This window comes from Rhodopseudomonas telluris, assembly GCF_042432815.1.
Taxonomy (GTDB): Bacteria; Pseudomonadota; Alphaproteobacteria; order Rhizobiales; family Xanthobacteraceae; genus Rhodopseudomonas; species Rhodopseudomonas telluris.
On sequence record NZ_JBHLWM010000008.1, the window covers coordinates 826,280 to 850,991 of the forward strand.

General features: G+C 64.4%; 17 protein-coding genes. 8 read left to right on the forward strand and 9 right to left on the reverse strand.

Annotated features, from left to right (window positions below; genetic code table 11):
• Positions 1–93 precede the first annotated feature (93 nt).
• Positions 94–303: a DUF2842 domain-containing protein gene (locus ACFFJ6_RS21290; RefSeq protein ID WP_378391582.1), complete on the forward strand. Its 210-nt coding sequence runs from the start codon at positions 94–96 to the stop codon at positions 301–303.
• On the opposite strand, the gene ACFFJ6_RS21295 is transcribed toward ACFFJ6_RS21290, so the two are convergent.
• On the reverse strand, positions 297–1,340 hold the full coding sequence (locus tag ACFFJ6_RS21295) for a polysaccharide deacetylase family protein (protein ID WP_378391584.1): 1,044 nt from the start codon (positions 1,338–1,340) through the stop codon (positions 297–299). The genes ACFFJ6_RS21290 and ACFFJ6_RS21295 overlap by 7 nt on opposite strands.
• A gap of 130 nt (positions 1,341–1,470) precedes the next feature.
• On the opposite strand from ACFFJ6_RS21295, the gene ACFFJ6_RS21300 reads away from it, so the two are divergent.
• Positions 1,471–2,706, forward strand: a complete 1,236-nt coding sequence (locus tag ACFFJ6_RS21300; protein WP_378391586.1) for a GNAT family N-acetyltransferase — start codon at positions 1,471–1,473, stop codon at positions 2,704–2,706.
• A gap of 82 nt (positions 2,707–2,788) precedes the next feature.
• Here ACFFJ6_RS21300 and ACFFJ6_RS21305 read toward each other — a convergent pair whose 3' ends face one another.
• Positions 2,789–5,110 (reverse strand): GumC family protein, encoded by a 2,322-nt coding sequence (locus tag ACFFJ6_RS21305; RefSeq protein WP_378391588.1) that lies wholly within the window; start codon positions 5,108–5,110, stop codon positions 2,789–2,791.
• Between the two features lie 298 nt (positions 5,111–5,408).
• On the opposite strand from ACFFJ6_RS21305, the gene ACFFJ6_RS21310 reads away from it, so the two are divergent.
• Together ACFFJ6_RS21310 and ACFFJ6_RS21315 are read left to right on the forward strand one after the other, a co-directional pair.
• Positions 5,409–6,545, forward strand: coding sequence for a glycosyltransferase family 4 protein (locus ACFFJ6_RS21310; RefSeq protein ID WP_378391590.1), 1,137 nt, complete (start codon positions 5,409–5,411; stop codon positions 6,543–6,545).
• Between the two features lie 104 nt (positions 6,546–6,649).
• Positions 6,650–8,200 carry an undecaprenyl-phosphate glucose phosphotransferase gene (locus tag ACFFJ6_RS21315; RefSeq protein ID WP_378391592.1) on the forward strand — a complete coding sequence of 517 codons (1,551 nt, stop codon included), beginning with the start codon at positions 6,650–6,652 and terminating at the stop codon, positions 8,198–8,200.
• 192 nt (positions 8,201–8,392) lie between these two features.
• On the opposite strand, the gene ACFFJ6_RS21320 is transcribed toward ACFFJ6_RS21315, so the two are convergent.
• The 3 genes from ACFFJ6_RS21320 to ACFFJ6_RS21330 all read right to left on the reverse strand — a co-directional run bounded on the left by ACFFJ6_RS21320 (position 8,393) and on the right by ACFFJ6_RS21330 (position 12,233).
• Complete coding sequence (locus tag ACFFJ6_RS21320) at positions 8,393–9,184, reverse strand: DUF169 domain-containing protein (protein ID WP_378391594.1); 792 nt, start codon at positions 9,182–9,184, stop codon at positions 8,393–8,395.
• Complete coding sequence (locus ACFFJ6_RS21325; RefSeq protein ID WP_378391596.1) at positions 9,177–11,081, reverse strand: potassium transporter Kup; 1,905 nt, start codon at positions 11,079–11,081, stop codon at positions 9,177–9,179. Before ACFFJ6_RS21325 ends, ACFFJ6_RS21320 begins: the two co-directional genes overlap by 8 nt.
• Before the next feature lie 183 nt (positions 11,082–11,264).
• Positions 11,265–12,233, reverse strand: a complete 969-nt coding sequence (locus tag ACFFJ6_RS21330) for an SDR family NAD(P)-dependent oxidoreductase (protein ID WP_378392251.1) — start codon at positions 12,231–12,233, stop codon at positions 11,265–11,267.
• A gap of 217 nt (positions 12,234–12,450) precedes the next feature.
• Here ACFFJ6_RS21330 and ACFFJ6_RS21335 point away from each other — a divergent pair, with 217 nt between their 5' ends.
• Entirely contained in the window at positions 12,451–12,768 is a 318-nt protein-coding gene (locus ACFFJ6_RS21335) for a hypothetical protein (protein WP_378391598.1), read from the forward strand.
• 143 nt (positions 12,769–12,911) lie between these two features.
• On the opposite strand, the gene ACFFJ6_RS21340 is transcribed toward ACFFJ6_RS21335, so the two are convergent.
• Together ACFFJ6_RS21340 and ACFFJ6_RS21345 are read right to left on the reverse strand one after the other, a co-directional pair.
• Positions 12,912–13,337, reverse strand: a complete 426-nt coding sequence (locus tag ACFFJ6_RS21340) for a hypothetical protein (RefSeq protein WP_378391600.1) — start codon at positions 13,335–13,337, stop codon at positions 12,912–12,914.
• A gap of 242 nt (positions 13,338–13,579) precedes the next feature.
• Positions 13,580–15,853, reverse strand: a complete 2,274-nt coding sequence (locus ACFFJ6_RS21345) for a TonB-dependent receptor (protein ID WP_378391602.1) — start codon at positions 15,851–15,853, stop codon at positions 13,580–13,582.
• Positions 15,854–16,482: 629 nt separating this feature from the next.
• Between ACFFJ6_RS21345 and ACFFJ6_RS21350 the strand changes: the two genes are divergently transcribed.
• From ACFFJ6_RS21350 to ACFFJ6_RS21360, 3 genes are all read left to right on the forward strand, one after another.
• Positions 16,483–17,295 (forward strand): amino acid kinase family protein, encoded by an 813-nt coding sequence (locus ACFFJ6_RS21350; RefSeq protein WP_378391604.1) that lies wholly within the window; start codon positions 16,483–16,485, stop codon positions 17,293–17,295.
• A 9-nt stretch (positions 17,296–17,304) separates the two neighbouring features.
• Positions 17,305–18,135, forward strand: coding sequence for an amino acid kinase family protein (locus tag ACFFJ6_RS21355; protein ID WP_378391606.1), 831 nt, complete (start codon positions 17,305–17,307; stop codon positions 18,133–18,135).
• Positions 18,136–18,375: 240 nt separating this feature from the next.
• Complete coding sequence (locus tag ACFFJ6_RS21360; RefSeq protein ID WP_378391608.1) at positions 18,376–18,840, forward strand: hypothetical protein; 465 nt, start codon at positions 18,376–18,378, stop codon at positions 18,838–18,840.
• Positions 18,841–18,882: 42 nt separating this feature from the next.
• Here the strand turns inward: ACFFJ6_RS21360 and ACFFJ6_RS21365 are convergent, their stop codons facing one another.
• A complete protein-coding gene (locus tag ACFFJ6_RS21365) occupies positions 18,883–20,928 on the reverse strand; it encodes a TonB-dependent siderophore receptor (protein WP_378391610.1) in 2,046 nt (681 codons plus the stop codon).
• Positions 20,929–21,381: 453 nt separating this feature from the next.
• A complete protein-coding gene (locus ACFFJ6_RS21370) occupies positions 21,382–24,624 on the reverse strand; it encodes an efflux RND transporter permease subunit (RefSeq protein ID WP_378391612.1) in 3,243 nt (1,080 codons plus the stop codon).
• Between the last annotated feature and the right edge of the window lie 88 nt (positions 24,625–24,712).

Genomic DNA, 24,712 nt, shown 5'->3' on the forward strand with positions numbered 1-24,712 from the left:
GATTTTGGCGCTCCTTATAGTCCCGGACGCTTCGGCGCGCAAAGCGCCCGGAGGCCGCATCAAGCGCGTGTGACCTGGACGAAAACGACCGCCATGAACATCCGAACCCGAAAACTGATCGGAACCATCGCGTTGCTGCTGATCGCGATCGTGTGGTCGCTGACCGCGATGGCGATCGCGCAGGCACCGGTGATCGCGGATTCGAAATGGCTGCAAGTGGTCTATTACGTGGTTGCGGGGCTGGGCTGGGTCCTGCCGGCGATGCCGGTCGTCACCTGGATGTCGCGGCCCGATCCTCAATAACGCCGCCCGAGCCGCGCGGCGGCATCCGGCATCAAACCCGATAGCAGCACACGCAGCGCCCGTAATGAACAGCGCCGGCCGTCCCAGGCGATCCGCGGCAGCATCTGCGGCATCGGTGTCGTGCCGGGGCCGATGACGCCCGGAATTGCGCTGACGGCACTGACATAGCCGGCCTGTCCGACGATCCGCACGTCGCGAGCCGTGAAGCTGCCCGGCTCTCCATAAGGATACGCAAAATGCACGGCGTCGCGGCCGAGCGCGGCGCGCAGCACGGCACCGCCCATCGCGATCTCGCGTTGCGCGACCGCATCGCCGACATTGGCAAGCCGCGGATAGTTCACCGTCGCGCTGCCAATCGTCGCCTTGGGATCGGACGCCAGCCGCGCCAGTTCTTCCCAGCTCATCACCGCTTCACGCGTCAGCCGAACGACATCGACGCCGTAGCGCGCGCACAGGTCATGAACCGCGGACGCGAGATCCTGCGGCGGCAAGGAACGCAGCCAGCTTCCGAGAAAACGGAACACCCGATACTTGTCGTCGACCGTCGCGGTGTCGAAATGGCGCTCGGCGTGATCGATCACCAGCCCGACGCGATCATGATCCGCGATCACCTGCTCGAGCGCCATCCACCAGGCTTCGCCCAGTCCGTCCGGAAACGCCGTCGGCAGATACACCGCAAACGGCGCGCTGTGCCGTGCCAGCACCGGATGACCGTAAGTGATCAGATCCCGCGAGCCGCCGTCGAAGGTCAGGCAGACGAACCGTCCCGGTCGCGGCTGGGCGAGACGCGTGAGGACCTCGTCCGGGGAAACAACGTCGCAATTCCAGCGGCGCAGCGCGCGCAGCAGCCGGTCGAGAAATTGCGGCGTGATCTCACGGCTGCGGAGCGGCTGGAACTTTGCCTTGCGGGTCGGCCGCACCCGTTCGAACCGCAGGACGACACCGCAGCCTCGGCCGCCTGCCTGCGCGAGGCGTGCGAGCCCGCTGAAATAGGCGAGTTCGAGCCTTGTCGCCGCCCACAAGCCATCTGCCGACAAGGTTCGTCCCCCGGTCTCACGGCGCCCTCCTGCCCCGTTTCATCTCAGCCCATTACGGTTTGTTGATCTTTATTTGTAAAGGTCCGCGGGTTCTGAAAGCTACAAAGAATTAACTAAGGGAAGCTCGCCGATGGCGACGACGGCCGTGCTGAGCAAAGGCCGATCCACGGACGAGGTCGCAACGTCGGTGCTGCCCGGCCGCATCGCCTCTGTCGACGTCGTCCGCGACATGGCCTCAGCCGAGCCGATCTGGCGCGTGCTGGAGCAGCCGGAACACTTTTCGACGCCCTATCAGCGGTTCGATTTTCTCAACGCATGGCAACGCCATGTCGGCGCCGCCGAAGGGGTCGAACCTTTCATCGTGATTGCGAGCGATGCTGAACGTCGGCCGCTGCTGCTGCTGCCGCTCGGCCTCGAGCGCCGAGCCGGCATCCGCATCGCCAGCTTTCTCGGCGGCAAGCATCCCACCTTCAACATGCCGCTATGGCACCGAGAGGTAGCAAAGACCGCCGACGCAAGCGAGATCGCGGTCCTGCTCGCAGGCCTGCGCGCGCAGTGCGGCGCCGACGTGCTGGCGCTGCGCCAGCAGCCCGTGTGCTGGCGTGATATCGCCAACCCGTTGGCGCTGCTGCCGCATCAGCCCTCGGTCAACGACTGTCCGGTGCTACGGCTCGACCCCGGTACGCCGCCGACCGAACGGATCAGCAACTCGTTCCGCCGTCGCCTCAAGTCCAAAGAAAAGAAGCTGCAGGCGCTTCCCGGCTATCGCTATGCGCACGCAACGAGCGATGACGACATCGAGCGCCTGCTCGCCGCATTCTTCAAAATCAAGCCGATCCGCATGGCGGCGCAGAAGCTGCCCAACGTGTTCGCCGATCCGGGCGTCGAACAATTCGTCCAGCAGGCTTGCCTCACCCGGCTCGCAGCAGGCGGTCGCGCAATCGACATTCACGCGCTCCAGAGCGACGACGAGATGATCGCGATGTTCGCCGGCGTCGCGGATGGCGAACGCTACTCGATGATGTTCAACACCTACACGCTGTCGGATGCGGCGCGCTACAGCCCCGGCCTGATCCTGATGCGCTCGATCATCGATCACTATGCAGAGCAGGGCTATCGCCGGATCGACCTCGGCATCGGTTCGGACGACTACAAGAAGATGTTCTGCAAGGACTGGGAGCCGATCGTCGACAGCTACGTGCCACTGTCGCAGCGCGGCCGGATCGCGGCGCCTGCGCTGGCCGCGATCGCGCGCGCCAAGCGCATGGTCAAGCAGAGCCCTGCCCTGAAGCAGACGGCGCAGAAACTGCGCGGCGCCCTGCGGTTCGAGAGTGGCCGCTCGAGCGGCGAAGCCGCATCGAACTAATCTCGCCTCTTGTACATAACACAATGCCCGGCACGAGGCCGGGCATCACGAGTTCAAGTCATTCGATCGGCGAGAGCCGACATCACGCCGCGGCGGTGTGCTCGCCGGGCGATGTCGCATCGTCCGGCCGCGGAGCCGCGGCGACCATTGTGACTTCCGAGAAGCCGACCGCCTTGAGCTGTTCGGCCATCCGGACGCGTGCGTCCGTCGTCATGGTCGGCGCCGGCACGACCACGGCCTGCGCCTGGGCGGTCAGCAATTCGGCGGGAAGATCAGCCGCCGTGCCCGCATCGAGCAGCACGTGGTCATACACCCGCAGCAACGCGTTCAACGCCAGGACCAGTCGCGGCGATTGCAGGAGCGTACGATCGAAGCCTGGTCGACCGGCCGTCACCAAGTGCAATGCGCTGCTGCGGTCGCGCGTGATCACCTGGCCGAACGAAGCCTCTCCCTGCATCAACTCAGCGAGGCCCGGCGCTGCAGGATCGGCGGACGCCGACTGCAACATTGCCGACGATTCCGACAGGTCGATCAGCACCACCTTGGCGCCCTGCGCGAGCCGCCGCGCGAGAGACAGGGCCGTTGCGGTGACGTTGTCGGTCAGCCCGGTGCCAAGCACAGTGATCTTGTGGGCCGCCCCGCCCGCACCGCGCAGCCGCTGCGCAAGTGTTTCAACGTCTGCGGTCGAAGCCTGGTGGTCGGCGGGACTCTCGTGCTGAGCGGCAACGGGTGCGGCCGCAGGCTGAGTTATTGGGGCTGATGGGGCAACCACTGCAGCCGACCTCGCCGGGACGAACTCCGGCTCAATGGCGGGAGCACGTTCCGCGAGGGTCCGCGGCTGTGTCATCCGCAGCAATTCGCCGGTTGCGATCGTGCCGGCGCTCACCACCAGCGTGGCGAGCGTCGCGATCAGCACGATCGGCAGCTTCTTCGGATAGGCCGGCGTGTTCGACACGATGGCGCGGGAAATGATGCGGCCGTCGGCAGGGGCCTGATCGATAGTTTCGCGGGTGGTCGCTTCGCGATATTTCGCCAGATAGGTTTCCAGCAGATCGCGCTGAGCCTTGGCCTCCCGCTCGAGCGCGCGGAGCTGCACATCCTGGCCGTTGGTCGACGATGCCTGCTTCTTCAACTGATCGAGGCTGGCGGTGAGACTATCGACCCGGTCGCTGGCGATCCGCGCGTCGTTCTCGAAGGAGCGCGACAGCTTCATCGCTTCGTCGCGCAACTGGCGATCGAGATCGGCAAGCTGGGCCTTCAATTCCTTGATCCGCGGATGGTTGTCGAGCAACGTCGACGACTGCTCGGCGAGCTGGGTGCGCAGCATCACGCGCTGCTCGGACAGCCGGCGGATCACATCGGAGTTCAGGACGTCCGAGGCCTCGATCGGTCGGCCGCCCTGGAGCATCTCCTTGATCATCTTGGCTTTCGATTCGGCGTCGGACTTCAACGCGCGCGCGTTGCCGAGCTGGGTATTCAGCTCGCCGAGCTGCTGGTTCGACAGCGTGGTGTTGTTCGTGCCGACGAACAGGCTGGACTTCGATCGAAAATCCTCGGCCTTGGATTCGGCATCGGCGACCTTTTTACGCAGCGACTCGATCTCGCCGGATAGCCATTGACCGGCCGAGCGGGCCTGCGTCTGCCGCGCATTTTGCTGCAGCACCAAGTAACCGTCGGCGATCGAATTGGCGACACGCGCGGCGAGTTCCGGATCGCGGGACTGGAATTCGACCACGATCACCCGCGACTTGTCCACCGCATAGGCGGTCAGCCGTTCGTAGTAAGCGTCAAGCACACGCTCTTCCGGTGTCATCGAGAACGGATCGCGTCCAATCCCGATCAGGGCCAGCAGCGTCTTCAGCGGATTGATCCCCTGCAGCACGGGGTCGAATTCCGGGCGCTCGGCGAGCTTGTTCTTCTTGATGACTTCCATCGCAAGTTCGCGCGACAGCAGCAGTTGCACCTGGCTGGTGACAGCTTCGGGATCCAGCGCATTGCGCTGCTCTTCCCGCTCGCCGTTGGGGCGCAGGAAGATGTTTTCGCGACCGTCGATCAGGATGCGGGCTTCTGACTTGTAGCGCGGCGTGATCAGGTTGACGACGGCGAGCGACAGCACCAGCGCCAGCAGCGTGGGCGCGATAATCAGGTGCTTCTTGCGGGCGAGTGCACGCCCGATCAGCCGGAGATCGATGTCGCCATTCGTCGGAGCGGCGATGGCCGCGGCTGGCTCCGGAGAACGCTTGATGATCGGCTCATGCGGAGTGGAGCGGCTGAACAGCGGTTCGCGGACGGCCGCCTTGATGCGTTCCGCCCTGGACCGCGGCGCTGTCACCGATGTGGCCACTAAAGCGTCGTCACGAACGGCCGACTTGTCTTTCGTTCGACGCCAGAACGCGAAACGCATTGCACACTCCTACTTGACGCGACTGACTCGACCATCGGCCTCGTGATGCTGCGATTACATTCGATTAAGGTTGCCGGGCGGTTAAAATCCCACTCCCGGAGCGCAGAAAACGAGTAGCGCGACACTCTGCAATCATGAATTGTTAACTACGAAAGCCCTTAATATGAATCGAGTTTTTCTCTTCGGATCAGCGTCGTGATGCGTCATTTCCCTTCCGGCCCTCTCCGCCCAGCCGGCGCCCGTCGCGTGCGCTGGACGGCGGTCGCGCGACGCGAAGTCCGCGTCTTGCGTGGTTGAGATGCCCCCTTCGCCGGAGCAGCCATTGCGGATCGTCCACGCGGTGCGCGCGCCCGTTGGCGGAATCATCCGACATATTCTCGATCTCGCCAACGGCCAGGCCGACCGCGGTCATCACGTCGCGCTGATCACCGACAGCCTCACAGGCGGCGAGCGGGCCACAGCGGCGCTCGCCGAGATCGCGCCACGGCTCAAGCTCGGCGTGTATCGGATGCCGATCCGGCGTGAACCGTCGCCAGGCGATCTGTGGATGTGGGGACGTTTCGCGCGGCTCATCGCCGAGCTGAAGCCCGATGTGTTGCACGGCCACGGCGCAAAGGCCGGCGTTTTCATGCGGCTGGTGCCGAAGCCGCCGCATGCGATCCGGGTCTATACGCCGCACGGCGGCTCGCTGCACTACCCGACCTCGACCGTCAAGGGCCAGATCTATAGCCGCATGGAGCGGCTCCTGATGAATCGCACCGAACTGTTTCTGTTCGAGAGCGAATTCGCGCGCGCCACCTACGAACGGATGATCGGCAAACCGGAAGGCCTGGTCCGCTGCGTCTTCAATGGCGTCACCGCCGGTGAATTCGATCCGATCCGACCGGCCGAGGACGCGACGGACGTCGCCTATGTGGGCGAATTCCGCAAGATCAAGGGCGCCGACCTGCTGATCGACGCGATCGCCCGGCTCCGTGAGCAGGGCCGCGCGCTGACCCTCACGCTCGGCGGTGACGGCGAGGAAACCCAGGCGCTGCGCGCGCAGGTCAAGCAGTTGGGCCTGATCGAAGCCGTGCGCTTCAGCGGGCACGTGAAGGCGCGCAGCGGTTTCGCCCGCGGCCAGCTCCTGGTGGTGCCGTCCCGCGGCGACTCGATGCCCTATGTGGTGATCGAGGCCGCCGCCGCCGGCGTACCGATGGTTGCGGCGAATGTCGGCGGAATCCCGGAGATCTTCGGCCCCGAACACGCCGCCGCGCTGTTCGCCCCGAACAAACCCGGCGCAATGGCTGCGGCGATCCGGTCCGCGCTGGACGACTTGCCGGCGGCGCGCGAGCGGGCGCGGCTTCTGCGCGAGCGGATCTTTCTGCACTTCTCCCAGAAGGCGATGGTCGAGGGCGTGCTGGCCGGATACCGGGCTGCCTTCGAACAACCCTGAGTCGGCAGTTGCGCTAACGTTTTCTTGCCATTTTACGTTTAACTGCATGGCGGGGGTGTCTGCGTGCGGCTTTGTCGCGCGCGATGTGACAATGGAATCGCGACGTGGAACCGATCAGCGCACGCGCCATGATCGAAGCCGCCGCAACTGCGGCAGCTCCTGACCCGAACCGCCCGATGGTGGAGCGGCGCAAGCGGCTGTCGCCTGCTGCGCTCGCGGTCGCCAATCAGAAGGTGCCTCCCGCTTACTCGTCGATCGTGATCACCGGTCTGGTCCGGCTGGTCGAATTCGTGTTGATCGCGACCGTCGGCATTGTCCTGTATCTCGGCTATGTCGCCCGGCACGACGGCGTGCATTGGGAATACATCGTGGCCATCCTCGGGATGACGGTGGCCGCGCTGATCGGCTTTCAGGCGGCCGACCTGTATGAAGTCCAGGTGTTTCGCCGTACGCTGAACCAGATGACGCGCATGATCTCAGCGTGGACGTTGGTGTTCCTGCTGTTCATCGGTGCCTCGTTCTTCGCCAAGCTTGGAGGCGAAGTCTCCCGGGTTTGGCTGTCGTCGTTCTTCCTGCTCGGACTTGGCGTGCTCATCGTCGAGCGCCTCATTCTGCGCAACCTGGTGCGGCACTGGGCCCGTCAGGGTCGACTGGACCGCCGCACCATCATCGTCGGCGCCGATGAGAACGGCGAGAAGCTGATCCGCGCACTCAACGCTCAGCAGAACGACGATTCCGACATCCGCGTGCTGGGGGTGTTCGACGATCGCAACGATGGCCGCTCGCTCGACACCTGCGCCGGTAGCCCGAAGCTCGGCAAGATCGACGATATCCTCGAATTTGCCCGCCGCACGCGCGTGGATCTTGTGCTGTTCGCACTGCCGATCTCGGCCGAGACGCGCATCCTGCAGATGCTCAACAAGCTCTGGGTGCTGCCGGTCGACATCCGGCTCTCGGCCCACACCAACAAGCTGCGCTTCCGTCCCCGCGCCTATTCCTACGTCGGCAACGTGCCGACGCTCGACGTGTTCGAGGCGCCGATTACCGACTGGGATCAGGTGATGAAGCAGCTGTTCGACCGCGTGGTCGGCGGACTGATCCTGCTCGCCGCAGCCCCGGTGATGGCGCTGGTGGCGCTGGCGGTGAAGCTCGACAGCCCAGGTCCGGTGTTGTTCCGACAGAAACGGTTCGGCTTCAACAACGAGCGGATCGACGTCTTCAAATTCCGTTCGATGTATCACCATCAGGCAGACCCCACCGCCTCGAAAGTCGTCACCAAGAACGATCCGCGCGTCACCCGCGTCGGCAAGTTCATCCGTCGCACCAGCCTCGACGAACTGCCGCAGCTGTTCAACGTGGTGTTCAAGGGCAATCTGTCGCTGGTCGGGCCGCGCCCGCACGCGGTCCAGATGAAGCTGCAGAGCCGGCTGTTCGACGACGCCGTCGATGGCTACTTCGCCCGTCATCGCGTCAAGCCGGGCATCACCGGCTGGGCCCAGATCAACGGCTGGCGCGGCGAGATCGACAACGAAGAAAAAATTCAGAAGCGCGTCGAATTCGACCTGTACTACATCGAGAACTGGTCGGTGCTGTTCGACCTCTTCATCCTGCTGAAGACGCCGTGGGCGTTGCTCAAGGGCGAGAACGCGTACTGAAACTCTTCTTTTCCGCCGCCCTCTCCGCGAGTCATTCCGGGGCGCGCGTGGCGCGAACCCGGAATCCATACGCTGTAGCGTCAGCTATAGCGCTTGGAGGTCGTTACCCTAGTGCACGATCGCAAACGCGGGGGTTATGGATTCCGGGTTCGCGAGCTGCGCTCGCGCCCCGGAATGACGACCGAGAGGCTGTTACTTCCCATACGATACGTCCATGCCCGCCCGCACGTCCGCCTGGATGCCGTAGGGCGGGATCGGGTAGCGGAGGCCGTTCTTGGCGAGCTGCTTCATCCCGTCGATCGCCTTGGCGAGATGGGCGGGTTTTAGCGCCATCAGCATCTCCTCGTCCGGCACGCCGCCGTAGCGGCGTTCGGCGAAGCAGGGCAGCGACAGGCTCGGCTCGCCGGTGGCGAGCGCCCTACCCCAACTGTCGGCGCAAGCGGTCTCGCCGACCACGCCCCAGTCGAACTTCTTGTAACCGACATACTGCAGGCCGTTGATCAGGATGATCATCTGCCCGGGCGTCGCATAGACGAGGCAGATGTCCGGCGGATCGAGCCGACCGCTCGCGAGCGGCGACACCGCCATCGCCTGATACTGGCCGAAGGGAACGACGTCGAGCGCGTGCTGGCGCTTGGCGGCGTCCTCCGCTGTGCCGTGCCAGACGCCGACATAGGATTGGCCGGACAGCCACTGCTCGTCTTGCGGCGCCAGCCCGATCACTGCGCGGCACTGCGCGCCGACGAGATCGGCGGCGGTGATGCCGACGGTCCAGCCGAGCCGTGACGCCATGCTGACGATCTGGTCCGTGGTGTGAATCGCATTCGGCCGACGGATCTTCGGGATCGCCTCCATCTCGGCGGCAGTGGCGAACATCTTCATGCCGATGACGGTGGTCTTCAGCCGCAGCAGCGCGTTGAGGTCCGCGACCATCGCGGCGTAGTCGATCGACTGCGGCGGCTCCGGCGTCATTCCATCAGACATTGATCTGCATCCCCACTTCGACCGCGCGTCCGGTCGGGATCCGAAAATAGAGGCTCGCATCGTCGGCCCACTTCGCCATGTTGGCAAACAGCAGGCTCTGCCAGCGCGGCATCTCCGACGGCGTCGCCGGCCGGATGACCCGGCGCGACAAGAAGAACGACGTGTTCATGATGTCGAAATTGAAGTCACGCCCCTGGCAGCCGGCGATACCCTTCGGCACGTTGGGGCTTTCCATGTAGCCGAAGCGCAGCGTCATCCGCGAAAACCGGTCATTGACGATTTCGGTGCTGGATCGCTCATGCTCGGGGACGCGCGGCACATCTTCGGTGATCACGCTGAGAATCACATTCTTTTCATGAAGCACTTTGTTGTGCTTGAGATTGTGCATCAGCGAGGTCGGCGTCGAGTTCGGCGAGCCTGTCAGAAACACCGCGACGCCGCGCACGCGACTGATCGACGACGATCCTGAGATCGAGGCGATAAAGTCGTTGAGATTGACTTCCTCACGGACAGTCTTGCGGGCGACGATCTTGCTGCCGCGCCGCCAGGTAATCATCACCGCCATCAGCCCGCCGCCGATCAGCAGCGGAATCCAGCCGCCCTCGAAGATCTTCAGCATGTTGGCCATCAGGAAGATCAGATCGACAGCGATGAACGGCGCGATCACGAGCGCGGCGACGGCGGCAGACCAGTGCCAGCATTTGCGCATCACGAAATACGCCATGATGCTGGTGATCACCATCGTGCCCGTCACCGCGATCCCGTAAGCCGAGGCCAGCGCGCTCGAGGATTTGAATGCGAAGACCAGATACAGCACGGCGATCAGCAGCAGCCAGTTGACGCGTGGAATGTAGATCTGGCCTTTCTCCGTCTCCGAGGTGCGGCGGATATCCATCCGTGGCAGCAGGCCGAGCTGGATCGCCTGCTGGGTCAGCGAATAGGCGCCGGAAATCACCGCCTGGCTGGCGATGATCGTCGCCGCGGTGGCGAGGCCGACCATCGGCAACAGCGCCCACTCGGGAAACAGGAAGAAGAACGGATTTTCCAGCCGCTCGGGATGATGCAGCAACATCGCGCCCTGCCCGAGATAGCAGAGTGCCAACGCCGGAAACACCACGATGAACCACGCCACCCGTATCGGCTTGCGGCCGAAATGCCCCATATCTGCATACAGGGCTTCGGCGCCGGTGACGGTGAGGAACACAGCGCCCAGGGCGATCAGGCCCGCGCGGCCGTGATGCAGCAGGAAGTCGATGCCGTAGAGCGGATTGATCGCGTTCAGCACGCTGAGATCGCTCGCGAGATTCATGACGCCGCCGACCGCCATCACGCCGAACCACAGCAGCATGATTGGACCGAACCACGCCGCGACCGCAGCCGTGCCGCGGAACTGCACGACGAACAGGCCGATGAGGATCGCCATCGCCAGCGGCAGGATGAACGGATCGAACGCCGGCTCGACCAGCTTCAAACCCTCGACCGCCGATAGCACCGAGATCGCCGGGGTGATGATCGCGTCGCCGTAGAACAGCGCCGCACCGGCCATGCCCAGCAGTGAGATCGCCGCGAAGCGCCGGTGCATCACGTGCTGCAGCAGCGCCATCAAGGTCAGCGTGCCGCCTTCGCCGTGGTTGTCGGCCCGCATGATCAGCAGCACGTATTTGAGCGTGACGATGACGATCAGTGTCCACAGAACCAGGGACATCACCCCCAGCACCATCGCAGGGGTCAGCGCTCCGCCGGCCGAGGCCGCCGTCAGGCTCTCCTTCAGCGCATAAAGCGGGCTGGTGCCGATGTCGCCATAAACGATGCCGATGGAACCCAACGATAGCGTCAGGAATGAGCTTGGCCGATGCGTCGGTGTTGCGGTCGGCGGCGCGATGACGGCATCACTCATGGAAAGGGTCCTCGAATAGCAGCATCATTGTTTGCGTCAGCTATATTTCAAGACGATGCTCGTGAGTATCACCTCGCGCTGCTACCTGGCAGAAACGCCTCTGAACCCGTGGAAGATGAATGGATCTTTATGGGTCCCTTATGGCTCGCGCTGCGTGCAGGTCATCGGGCCCCCACAACCAGACTACCCCAGCTTCCAGCCGACCTCCGTCGCGAAACTTTGATAGAAATCGAGTTCATAGGCTCGCTCCGGGGTCGACCGCACGCGCTGATCGAGCAGGTGTGCGTCGTCGCCGACCAGGATGCGCCAGCACTCCGCGCGGACACCGTCCAGAATAACGCGCGCCGCCGCGGCGGCACTGGTCGGCGCGTCCTCGCGGAAACTGCGTGCACGCTCCCGGGCCATCGCGCGGATGTCATCGTCCGACAGTTGCCCTTCAGCGATGCCGCCTGCGCGCATCCGGACGCGTGCAGCCGCAATCTCGTCGGCGCTGAGGTCTTCGCCGGCATCCCCGACCTGGATTTTGCGCGAGTTTGCGACGATCGAGGTGCCGATGTGCCCGGGCATCACAACAGAGCATTTCACGTGCGACGCGTTGAGCCGCAGGTCGGCGATCAGCGCTTCGGAGAAACCCTTTACGGCGAACTTCGCGGCGCTGTAGGCGGTGTGCGGCGTGGTCGGACCGATCGACGCCCAGAAGCCGTTGACGCTCGAGGTGTTGACGATATGCCCCTCGTCGGCCGCGATCAGCATCGGCAGGAAGATCCGCGTGCCGAGATAGACGCCGCCCCAGCAGATGTTGAAGGTGCGCTCCCATTGCTCGCGGCTGTTGGTGATCATGCTGCCGCCGCCACCGATCCCGGCATTATTGAAAAGGAGATGGATGTGTTCGGTGCGGTGCTGCGCCGCGACCTCGTCGCGGAAGCGGCTCATTTGGGATTCGAGCGCGACATCGGCGATGTGGGTCGTGACCCGCAATCCCTGCGGCAGCCCGTCGGCTTCACACAGTTCCCTGGTTTCGGCCATCGCTTCCGCAGAGACGTCGCACAGCGCCACATGACAGCCTTCGGCGACGAGTTGACGGGCGAGCTCACGCCCCATCCCGGTGCCGCCGCCCGTGATCACGGCAATCTTGCTGGCAAAGTCCCTCATTGCCGCGTCTCCCATCGCTGTTTTTGTCGCGCCGCGGTTCGAGCCGCAGCTTGGCATCAGCATAGAGGGCGCAGCGCCGGCAAGTCCATCGCCCGGCTCATGCGATCCCGCCGAGGCGCCGTTCGTCGTCAGGTGCGTTCCTGACAGCTCCGCTGCTTCCGCACCCCGCGGAATCGGCCTAAACTCGTGCTTTCATTGGTGTTCGAGGAGCGTGACCATGCTGGCAGCCACCTTTCAGACCGCGGCTTTCCTGTTCCTGCTGCTGGTCGCGCTTCTGGTCGTTGCAGTCTTCATCGCGTTCACGGCTCCGCCGGTCGGCAAGCTGCCGCGCCCGGGCCTGACCACCGTGCTGCTGTATCTCGCCGCCGAACTTGCCGCATTGGTCGTTGCTGTCTGGCTCGTGGTGCAGGTCAGCGAGCTGGAATTGCTGCCGGTGCTGATCGCGCTGGCGATCGCCGCAGTGGTGTTCGCACCGCAGCTCGTCGCCAGGATCCCGCTGCCCGCGGTGGTGACCGGCTTCCTCGGCAAGAGATAGTCGAAGAGATAGCCAACGCCACAACCCGCTTCAGCCAGTCGATCGGCTGACGGGCACTCCCCGGCTTGGTTCTGACAGCCGCCCTCCTCGCGAGGGCGGTTTGTTGTTCGAGGGCCTTCCGACGCGCTGCAGTCTCTCGGATGTCAGCGACGCACCCGGCCGATCGTGCCGGCGACGATCTGCATCGCGACGCCCGCGAGCCAGCCGGCCAAAATCAGGCCGGTCCATGCCAGATGCGGTTCGAGATGCAGCACCACCATGATGACGGATGTGAACGCGGCCAGCGTCGCGCAGAACGTGCCGACCGCGCTGAGGAATTCAGCGGCGTCGACCTTGCCGCGGTTATGCGGGTCGCCGTTCTCGCCGTGGAATGGCAGCGGCGGAATGTCGATGCCGAGATAAAAACCGATAGTCCCCACGACCATCATCGCCAGCAGGAATGCAACGGTCGTCAGCGCCCCGATGCTGGTGCCGACATGAGCGCCGACGAACAGTCCGCACGCCGCGCCGGCCAGTGCCAGGCCGCAGCGCTCGAGAATGTGGGCCGCCTTACGCACCCGCAGCCGCATCGATCGAACTCTCCTGACGGCGTGAAGGCCGTAACGGCTAAGCTAGTGCACGATCCCCGAACGGAACACCCATTTGGAGATCCCTCCTCTATATGACATTTCGATAAATCGGAAAAGCCGCCGCGCACCCCGGCAAACGCCCAGCCCCCGTCGAATTCGATCGGTGGACCGAGCCCGAGTTCCTCCACCCTCCCTGCCGTGGAGGCGCGCCGAAACCGCGACACGCCCCCGCCAGGTCCTGGTTAGAAGTTGAACGTGCTCGAGACCAGATAGGTGCGCGGCGCGCCGAGACCGATCGCGCTGCCGCTATAAGACGATGCATAGTAAGCCACGTTTTCCACATTCTCGATCGCCGCACGGATGACGATCGGCTTGCCGTTCCATGGCGACAGGAAGGTGTAGCGCGCGCCGAGATCGAACCGTGTCCACGCCGGCAGCACTTGCGTGTTGGCAGCGTTGGCATAGGTCCAGCCAGTGTGGACCACACGGCCCGTCAAGGTGAAGCCATCGACGCCGGGCACGTCGACCTCGGCGCCGAGGTTGACGTTGACCCGCGCCACACCCGGCGCCCGGTTGCCGTCGTTGAGGCCGCTGGCAGTCTTTTCCAGCACGCCGTCGATGAAGGCGCCGCCGCCGAGCAGCCGCAGGCCGGGAGCCAGTTCGCCGAACACGTTGATCTCGGCGCCGCGGTTGCGCTGTTCGCCATCCGCCGACAGCGTCAGCATGCCGTTCGCACTCGACGCGATCGCGCTCGGCTGCTTGATCTCGAACAGGCTGCCGGTGACGCTGATCTTGCCCAAATCCACCTTCACGCCGGTTTCGACCTGCTTGCTCTGGAACGGCGGAAACACCTGGCCGATATTGGCGTAGCCGGCCCCCACGGTCGTGCCCGGCTGCAGCCCTTCGATGTAGTTGGCGTACAGCGTGACGTTCGACATCGGCCGGATCAGCAGCGCATAGGCCGGGCTCCAGGCGGCGCCGTCCTGACCGGTGGTGATGCCGGTGATCAGGTCAGTGGAGCTGTTGCTGACGTGCTGGCGGCGGACACCGACGACGGCCTGCACGCCGCCGTTCAGGATCGACATCGTATCCGCGGCGCCGACGCTCCACTGCTTCAGGCTGACCGAGCTGCGGCTCGGAATCGAAAACACCGGCTCCGGGATCGGCTTGTAATTGTAGATGTTCGAGCCGACGAGACTGCTGGCGCCGAGATAGGAATTCTCGTTGGGACGATCGAACACGCCGTAGTTGACCACGAATTTGTGGTTGATTGGGCCAGTGTCAGTTTCACCGCGGAGGCCAACTTCTCCAGTCTTGGCCGTGAAGGTCTGCTCGCCCCCGAACGGCCGCGAGCCATAATCGCCGGCCTGGTTGATGATTGTCGGCGACAGGAACTTGAAGTCGATCTTGGCCTGGTGATAGCCGGCGGCGCCGTACACCGTCAGCCCCGGCGAGACGTCGGCTTCGGCCCGCACAGTGACGAAGGTGTCCTTCGGCTTCCAATACGCCCAATCCGGAATCGCGTTGGAGTTCGCCGCGGGTGCCGGCGGTAGCGGCACGACGTTGGGCTGGAAACTGAAGAACCGGATCGGCGGATTCAGATTGTTGGCCTGATAACCGACGTCGGCCGAGACGCGGACGTTTTCGCCGCGATAATCGAGGCCGAGCACGGCGTTGCCGAATTCGCTGCTCTGGCGGTCGAACGGCGTCTTGCCGTCGCTATAGCTGCCGTTGAAGCGGATGCCCCACTCCTTGTGCTCGCCATAGCGCCGCGCCACGTCGGCCTGCAGTCCGAACTGCGAGCGCGACGCATAGGTCGCGGTCAGCTGGGTGATGTCGTAGTCCGGCGCCTTCTTGCTGACGAGATTGATGCTGCCGCCCACGGCGCCGAGCGGCGAAATGCCTGTGAGCAGAGCGGTCGGCCCCTTCAGGATTTCGACCCGCTCGACGAAATTGGCACCGACGCTCCAGAACGGCGCCATGCCGTACATGCCGTTCAACGCGAGGTCGCCGACATCGTAGTAGAAGCCGCGAATGAAATAGCCGTCCTGTCCGCCGCCGGCGGACGTCACCGCGCGCACCGATGGATCGTTGGCGACCACGTCGCGGATGGTGCGCGCCTGCTGATCCTGCATCAGCTTCGACGTGTAGCTGGTCTGGCTGAAGGGCGTGTCGAGGATGCTGCGATTGCCGAGAAAGCCGACTTGTCCGCCGCTGGCGACCTGACCGCCCGCATAGCTCGCCGGCAGCACGCCGAGCGTCCCGGTGGACGGTGTCAGATACGGCACGGGAGGCACCGCGGCCGGCGGCCTGCTCTCCCGCCGCGCCACGACGCGCCGCGTCGTGCCCGCGCGGTTGCTGGCGGCCGGCCGCGTCGCACGCGGCCGTTCAGCCCGCGGCGCCTCGACGGTGACGGCGGGTAGCCCGGTTTGCGCGACGGCGGCAGTCGATAGGAAATGCAGCGAGATCGCCGCGAGCAGACCGCTGGCACCGGACCGGCGAAGTGTTCTTGTCATTGTAAGCCCCCGCTATAAACGAGGTTCGCCTACAGCATCACTGATCGCGATTCATCGTGAGCAAGCTTGGAACGTCTCAAAGTCCCGACGCTCGGGTGCGCGGCAGCCGCGCGAGAGCGCTCATGTGCGATGGTATGAGGTGCTTATGCGAATGAGAAGTTTTGTCGATTTTGAGCCTGCTTAGTTCATTCTGTCGCAGCCAACTGCGGCGCGGCTCGGCAGTACTGCATGGCGGTGGACTGCACATGCTGGAATACCTCTAACACCCTGTGCAACGGTCTCCCGCAAACGAGCCCGCGTTGTCGGCCAGCGGCTGCGCGCTGCCGCCATCACGAACGGCTCGCAGCAGGCGAAATTGCACGTTTGTGGAGCAATTGCGCGTCACATCGTGATGAAGATAGTTATACAACGCCTTGAAATTACTCACCATTGTAGGGATTTACCGGATTGCGCTCAATTTGGTTTGCCGACAGGTTGCTGCGGTTTCCTGGTGAGGAGTCGCGCAACGGCCGGACAGACTCTCTTTGTCCGCCGCCGTTGCGGCATCACCTCTGACATTCCTGGAGAGGTCCCGGAGGACAGCGTGTCCGCCCCGACGCATCCTTTGCCTGATGAAAGGACTACCCTTGATGGCTACCCCGACCGCGGAGCTCGAAGCGCTGCTGATGCAGCGATCGATGTCCGACCCCGAGTTGATCGCTGCGACCGAAGCAGCAAGCGACTACCGCATTCTGCCCGACGCCAACGTGATCAAGATCGGCGGTCAGAGCATGATCGATCGCGGCCGCGCCGCCGTGTATCCGCTGGTCGACGAGATCGTCGCGGCGCGCAAGGACCATACCTTGCTGATCGGCACCGGTGCCGGTACCCGCGCGCGGCATCTGTATTCGATCGCCGCCGGCCTGAACCTGCCCGCCGGCGTGCTGTCGCAGCTTGGCGCTTCTGTCGCCAGCCAGAATGCGGAGATGCTCGGCCAGCTCCTGGCCAAATACGGAATCTCGTCGGTTGGCGATGCCGGCCTGTCCTCCGTCCCGCTGTATCTGAAGGAAGTGAATGCGGTGGTGTTCTCGGGCATGCCGCCCTACGGCCTGTGGATGCGTCCGTCCGCCGACGGCGTGATCCCGCCGTACCGCACCGATGCCGGCTGCTATCTCGTCGCCGAGCAGTTCGGCTGCAAGGCCATGATCTACGTGAAGGACGAGAACGGCCTCTACACCGAGAACCCGAAGACCTCGAAGAACGCGACCTTCATTCCGAAGATCTCGGTCGACGAAATGAAGGCCAAGGGCCTGCAGGATTCGATCCTGGAATTCCCGGTGCTCGACCTGTTGAAGGCTGCGCGCCACGTGCGCGAGGTCCAGGTCGTCAACGGCCTTGTGCCGGGCAATCTGACGCGCGCGCTGGCCGGCGAGCATGTCGGCACCATCATCACCGCGAACTGAGGATCGACCATGGCTGATACCAACCACATCAAGCACGTCGCCTCGCCGCTCGCGCGCCAGACGCTGCTCGACAACAACCTTACAAGGCCGGTCGCCGGCAAGAAGCCGATCCGCATCCTGCCGTGGCTACAGGTCGTGAAGATCGGCGGCCGCTCGATCATGGACCGCGGCGCCGAGGCGATCCTGCCGATCGTCGACGAATTGCGTTCGCTGCTGCCCGAACATCGCCTGCTGATCCTGACCGGCGCAGGCATCCGCGCGCGGCATCTCTACAGCGTCGCGCTCGATCTCGGCCTGCCGGTCGGCACGCTCGCGCCGCTCGCCGCCAGCGAGGCCGGCCAGAACGGCCACATCCTGGCAACGCTGCTGGCGCCGGAAGGCATCTCCTATGTCGAGAAGCCGACGGTGGCGAACCAGCTCGCCATCCACCTCAGCGCGGCGCGCGCCGTGGTCGCGAGCGCCTTCCCGCCCTATCACAACCACGAATTCCCGGGCGCGCGGCTGCCGCCACACCGCGCGGATGTCGGCGCTTTTCTGCTCGCCGACGCGCTGGGCGCCGCCGGCCTCACCTTCGTGGAAGACGTCGACGGCGTCTATGACATCGACCCGAATGCGCCCGCCGGCGACAGTGCGCTGATGATGCGCGAGACCAGCTACGCCGATCTCGCCAAGCACGACGGCACGCTGCCGCTCGACCGCGCGCTGTTCGACGTGATGGCCAATGCGCGCCATATCGAACAGGTCCAGCTGGTCAACGGCCTCAAGCCCGGCCGGCTGACAGCGGCGTTGCGCGGCCAGCACGTCGGTACGCTGATCAAGACCGGCGCCCAGCCGGCCTGAGCTCCCGTCCCAGGCAAGCGCGCCGGATCCGTCCGGCGCGCTTTCATCCCGCATTGCATTTGCTATCCTGAGCGCGGCCGGCGCCGAAAGCGCTCGCCACGTCACAGGAACGAGGGTTCCGACCGGATACAATGCGGCACGCTTCGCGCGGCCGCAGGTTGGAGTCGCATCATGTCGATCGCCCTCGCTGGGATCGCCCTCCGGCGAACAGCGCTTGTCTGCATAAGTCTTGCAGTGTGGATGAACTTCGCCATGGCGGCGAAGCCGAGCGGCTGCGCGGCCTTCAAATGGCCGGTCGATCGCGAACGGGCACTCCTCAGCGCCGCCGACCCGACCGAACTCGCTTCAGGCGCCGAACTGCCAGCGCCGCCGGCAACCGCAATCGCATTGTCGCTGCGGCCGGGCGCCGACGCGGCCTTGCCGACCCCGCCCGAGCGTGCCTCCGCCCCGGATCGCTTCGCCGGCTTTGTCCGCATCAGGCAGGTCGAGAAAGCCGGCCTCTACACCATCGCGCTGGCGAGCGGCGGCTGGGTCGATGCCGTGCAGAACGGCCACCTGCTGAAGCCCGCCGAGTTCAGCGGAGCCACCGATTGCGAGGGGCTCCGCAAGCTGGTGCGCTATCGGCTCGCGGCCGGTGACCTAACGCTGCAGTTCAGCGGCGTCGGGGCGAACGCCATCCGGTTTGCGATCGTCCCGGCCGATTGACTGGGCGAACTGTTGCCAAGGTCAGCTTGGTCGTAATTGCCCCTACCAACGATAACGTAGCGTGCCGATGACCGTCCGCCCCTGGCTGAGATAGCAATAGCCGGCGTTGCACACCGCGATCTGCTCGTCGGCAACATTGTTGGCGTTAACTGAGGCCTGGAATCCGGCGAACTGCCGCCCGAGCTTCGCAAGATCGTAGCGCATCGCCAGGTCCACCAGCGTGTAGCCGGCGTTGCGGTCGGTGTTCGCATTGGAGGTCCAGGTCGAGTCGATGTAGCGCACCCCTGCACCGACTCCGAAGCCGTCGAGCGGTCCGTTCAGGAAGGTGTAGTTGAGCCAGGTCGAGGCGGTGTGCCGGGGCGTCACCGCGGGCACCTTGTTGAGTTCGCTCGCAACGGTGGTCTTTGTGATCTCGGCATCCGCGAAGGTGTAAGCCGTCACCGTCTCGAGCTCCGGCGTCAGCCGCGCGCGGGCTTCGAGCTCGACGCCCTGGACGTGGATCTCGCCGACGGAAGCGTAATACGCGACGCCGTTGACATAGCCCGCCAGTTTGGCGGCGTTCTTCTCCCGGAGGTCGTACACGGATGCCGTCAGCAGCACGTCCGGACGCGGCTGATACTTCACGCCTCCCTCGAACTGCTCTCCTTCGGACGGAGCCAACACGCTGCCGTCGATCGCCATCGAGGTCGATGGCTGGAACGAGGTAGCATAGCTGACATACGGCGCGACGCCGTTGTCGAAGTGATACAGCAGCCCGGCGCTATAGGAGAACGCCGCATCATTGCGCTGCCCGGTGACCGCATTGGTGTAGGTGTTGATCCGAGTTTGATCGGCCCAGTCATGGCGCCCCGCGAGCGAGAGATGCCAGCCTCCCATCTGCATCTGGTCCTGCACATAGACGCCGACCTGCTGCTGCGTCGCCCGAGACCCCGAGCTGTAAGCCGGCGTGGTGCCGCCGATGCCGTAGGTCGGGTTTGTGATGTCGAGTGCGTAAGCGGCCAGCGCGCTGCTGTAGCCGAGCTTGAAATCCCAGACGTTGTGGTCGTAATTGACGCCGGTCAGCACCTTGTGCGTCACCGGACCGGTGACGAAATCAGCCTGCAGCGCGTTGTCGGTCTGCCAGCTCGTCTGATCGTCACCGACCGCATAGGCTGCGCGATTGTAGATTGGGGTCGTCGCATTGGCGAAGCTGCCGCTGAGATAGCGCGACTCGGTGTGGAGCGAACCAAACCGGGTATGCTGGCGGAAAGTGAAGACCTCGTCGAAGCGATGCTCGATCTTGTAGCCGAGCTGCGCCTGCGTCAGCCTGAGATAGTCATAGGAGGGATCGCTCGAACGCAGATACTGGCCGTTGACGGTCAGCAGCTTGCCGTTGCGATTGAGCGCGGCGACGCTCGCATCGCTCTCGTCCTTCTGCCCAAGCGCATAGGCGGTGATCTTGGTGTCCACGGTCGGACGCCAGGTGATCGATGGCGCGAGCAAGAGCCGTTGGTCGGCAACGTCGAAATTGGTATTGCCCGTCCGGGCGACGCCGACCAGGCGGTACAGCAGCGACTTGTCGGGATTGGCCGCGCCGCCGATATCGAACGCCGTCTGGAAGCGATCGAACGTGCCGGCCTGCACCGCGATCTCGTTGACCTGATTTTCGACCGGAAGTTTGGAGCGGCGATCCACCAGACCGCCGGGTACAGACTGGCCGTACAGCACCGCGGCTGGTCCCTTGATGATCTCGACGCTGTCGAGCTGATATGGCTCCGTCCGGAAGGTCGAGAAGCCGGCCGGATATTGCTTCAGCCCGTCGCGGAAGTCGCCGAGCGTGGTCGTGGCGAAGCCGCGGATGTAGATCTGGTCGAAGCGCGGATCGTAACCGTAAGCGCCAGTGGTGACGCCGGCCGAATACCGGACCGCCTCGGGGATGCTGGTGACGCCGCGATCGTCGAGCTCCTTGCGATCGATCACGCTGACAGAGCGCGGCGTGTCGATCAGCGGCGTGTCGGTCTTGGAGGCGGAACTCGACGTCCCTGCGACGTAGCTATGACTGCCCGCATAGATCCGCTCGCTGACCGACAGGGTCGGCGTCGGCGCCACTTGCCGGACAGGCGACGACGCGCGGGTTGCTCGTGCCGTCCGCGCCGTCGCCCGCGCGGGCCTCGCCGTCGCGTTCCGCGCCCGTTGCGATGGCTGCGGCGCCTCGACCGTTACGGCGGGCAGATGCGATTGCGCACGTGCGCCGTGCGACAGGTCGGTCGCCAAAGCCAGAAGGCTGACCGTGCAAAGCAGTGTCGCCTGCTTCGTCGCTTTTCTTGATCGTACGTACATGTCCACACCCCGATGATGCTGCTGGCGTTCCAGCGTCATCGGCCGTGTAGCCTCTCACGGATCGTTACGCACGATCGGAAAAGATAGAATACATCAAGAGAAGTGACTGTGGGACAGCAACATTTTGAAATGTCGGCGCGACGATATGTCCCGCAGTCATCGATTAGAATTCCTCCTGAGAGCCGTCGGCGAAACGAGCAACCCTAAAGGCACGGCTTGTTCTCAGTCGTGCGGCATCAGCACGCGCTCCGAGCGAGGTTCCGGCTCGGGCGCGTGCGATGCATGCGGCTGTGTCGGGGCATCGACGACAGTCGCCTCCCCGTGCTGGGTCAGCGGCCGGTTGCCGGCGAGCGCACGAAGCAGCACGTAGAACATCGGGGTGAAGAAGATGCCGAACGCGGTGACGCCGATCATGCCGGCGAACACCGCGACGCCCATGGCGTGGCGCATCTCTGAACCGGCGCCGGTCGAGGTCACCAGCGGCACCACACCCATGATGAACGCCATCGAGGTCATCAGGATCGGCCGCAGTCGCAGCCGGCTGGCCTCGATCGCCGCCTGGATCGGCTTGCGCCCGGCGAATTCGAGTTCGCGAGCGAATTCGACGATCAGGATGGCGTTCTTCGCGGACAGTCCGACCAGGACGATCAGTCCGATCTGCGTGAAGACGTTGTTGTCGCCCTTGCTGATCCAGACGCCGAACATCGCGGCCAGAAGGCCCATCGGCACGATCATGATGATCGAGAGCGGCAGCGTCAGGCTCTCGTATTGAGCGGCCAGCACCAGGAACACCAGTAGCAGCGCGACCGGGAACACGATCAGCGACGAATTGCCGGCGATGATTTCCTGATAGGTCAGCTCGGTCCATTCATAGGACACACCCTTCGGCAGCGTCTCCTTGGCGACGCGCGCGACCGCGTCCTGCGCCTGCCCGGTCGAGAAGCCGGGAGCCGCGCCACCGCTGACGTCCGCGGTAAGGAAGCCGTTGTAGCGCATCGCCCGCTCCGGCCCCGCGCTCTCCTTGACGCGCAGCAGCGTCGACAACGGGATCATCTCGTTGCTGTCCGAGCGGACCTTGAGCTGCCCGACATCGTCGGCACGCGCGCGATACTTGGCGTCCGCCTGCACGCGCACCGAGTAGGTCCGGCCGAACTTGTTGAAGTCGTTGACGTAGAGCGAGCCTAGATAGATCTGCATGGTGTCGAAGATCGATGTCACCGGCACGTTGAGCTGCCGCGCCTTGGTGCGATCAACGTCCGCGTAGAGCTGCGGCACGTTGATCTGATAGCTGGTGAACAGCCCGGCCAATTCCTTCTGCTGCGACGCCTTGCCGACGAACGCCTTGGTGGCCTCGTTCAGCGCTTCGTAGCCGAGGCCGGCGCGATCCTCGATCTGCAGCTTGAAGCCACCGATGGTGCCGAGGCCCGCGACCGGCGGCGGCGGGAACATCGCGATGAAGGCATCCTGAATGCCGGCGAACTTCTTGTTCAACGCCAGCGCGATCGCATTGCCGCTCAGCGCCGGCCCCTTCCGATCGGCGAAGTCCTTCAGGCCGATGAAGACGATGCCGGAGTTCGACGAATTGGTGAAGCCGTTGATCGACAGGCCCGGAAACTGGATCGAGTTCTCGACGCCAGGCTCCTGCTGGGCGATCTCGCCCATGCGGCGGATCACCTCCTCGGTGCGGTCCAGCGTGGCGCCGTCCGGCAATTGCGCGAAGCCGACCAGATACTGCTTGTCCTGACCGGGCACGAAGCCGCCCGGTACGGCGTGGAACAGCCAGCCGGTAACGCCGACCAGCACCAGATACACCGCCATGCCGACCGCCCTGCGCGAGATCACCCGCTTCACGCCGCCGCCATAGGCTTCCGAACTTCGCGCGAAGAACCGATTGAACCGGACGAAGAACCAGCCGAGCGTCTTGTCCATGAACCGCGTCAGCGCATCCTTCGGCGCATCGTGGCCCTTCAGCAGCAACGCCGCCAGCGCCGGCGACAGCGTCAGTGAGTTGAACGCCGAGATCACCGTCGAGATCGCGACCGTCAGAGCGAACTGCTTGTAGAATTGTCCGGTCAGACCGGTGATGAAGGCGAGCGGGACGAACACGGCGACCAGCACCAACGCGATCGCGATGATCGGTCCGGTCACTTCGCGCATCGCTTGATACGCAGCCTCCTTGGGGTCCAATCCCCGCTCGATGTTGCGTTCGACATTCTCGACCACGACGATGGCGTCATCGACCACGATGCCGATCGCCAGCACCAAGCCGAACAACGTCAGCGCGTTGATCGAGAACCCGAACACGTGCATCACCGCGAAGGTGCCGATCACCGACACCGGCACCGCGATCAGCGGAATGATCGAGGCGCGCCAAGTCTGCAAGAACAGGATGACGACGAGAACGACCAGAGCGATCGCCTCGAGCAGCGTGTGAATCACGGCTTCGATCGACGCCCGGACGAACTGTGTCGGGTCGTAGACGATGTCGTAGGACACGCCGTCCGGCATGTTCTCCTTGAGCTCCTTCATCGTCTTGCGGACGTTGTCGGAGATCTGGATCGCATTCGACCCGGGCGACTGGAAGATCGGGATCGCGACGGCGGACTTGTTGTTGAGCAGCGAGCGCAGCGCGTAATCGGCGGCGCCGAGTTCGATCCGCGCGACGTCGCGCAGCCGCACGACCTCGCCGTTGTCGCCATTCTTGACGATGATGTCGCCGAATTCGTCTTCGGTCTGCAGCCGGCCCTGTGCGTTGATCGAGAGTTGCAGATCGAGCCCCGGCTCGCCCGGCGAACTGCCGACCTGCCCGGCCGCCGCCTGGACGTTCTGGGCCCGGATCTCGCGCACCACATCGCTCGGCGACAGGCCGCGCTCGGCGACCTTCTGCGGATCGAGCCACACGCGCATCGAATAGTCGCCCGAGCCAAACAACTGCACCTGGCCGACGCCCTCGATCCGCGCCAGCCGGTCCTTGACGTTAAGCACCGCGTAGTTGCGCAGATACGTCATGTCGTAGCGGTCGTTCGGCGACATCAGATGCACGACCATGGTGAGGTCGGGCGCGCTCTTGATCGTGGTGACGCCCAGCGCGCGCACCTCCGCCGGCAGCCGCGGTTCGGCTTGAGACACGCGGTTCTGCACCAACTGCTGCGCCTTGTCCGGATCGGTACCGAGCCGGAAGGTGACGTTGAGCGTCATCCGGCCATCGGTCGTCGCCTGGCTGCTCATGTAGAGCATGTTCTCAACGCCGTTGATCTGCTCCTCGATCGGCGTCGAAACCGTTTCGGCAATCACCTTCGGATTTGCGCCCGGATAGTTCGCCGTCACCACGATCGTGGGTGGGGCGACTTCGGGATATTCGGAGATCGGCAGCACCGGCAGCGCCAACAAGCCTGACAGGAAAATCACCGCCGACAGCACGCCGGCGAAAATCGGACGATCGATGAAAAACTTGGAAAAATTCATGGCTGTGGTCCGTCTCGATCCGTCTGTGCGCGGGGCGCAAGGGTCCTGGCGCGGCCGAGACGTCGGCCGCGATCCTGTCGATTACCGA